The sequence below is a fragment of the Streptomyces sp. SID9727 genome (assembly GCF_010550605.1).
Taxonomy (GTDB): Bacteria; Actinomycetota; Actinomycetes; order Streptomycetales; family Streptomycetaceae; genus Streptomyces.
Window position 1 is genome coordinate 1 of the sequence record NZ_JAAGNI010000111.1, and the last position, 247, is coordinate 247.

General features: G+C 78.1%; 1 pseudogene. It reads left to right on the forward strand.

Going from position 1 to position 247, the window contains the following annotated elements:
- Nucleotides 1–247, forward strand: a pseudogene (locus G3I41_RS06830) (sugar kinase); the annotation flags it as partial.

The following is a 247-nucleotide window of genomic DNA, read 5'->3' on the forward strand; positions in this document are numbered from 1 at the left end:
GCTCGGCCGGCCGCACATCCCCGTCGAGATCGACACCGGACGCTATCTGGTGGCCGGGGCGCACATCGCCGTCGCCCACTCCACCCTCTCGCTGATGGACCTGCGCGGCCGGATCGTCGCCGAGGACCGCCGGCCCCACGGCACCACCGACCCCCACCGCGTCCTCGCCCGGCTCGCGGCCCGGCTGCCCCCGTTGGTGGCCGCGCACGCCGGCGGGCGCACCGTCCTCGCCCTCGGCCTGGCCACC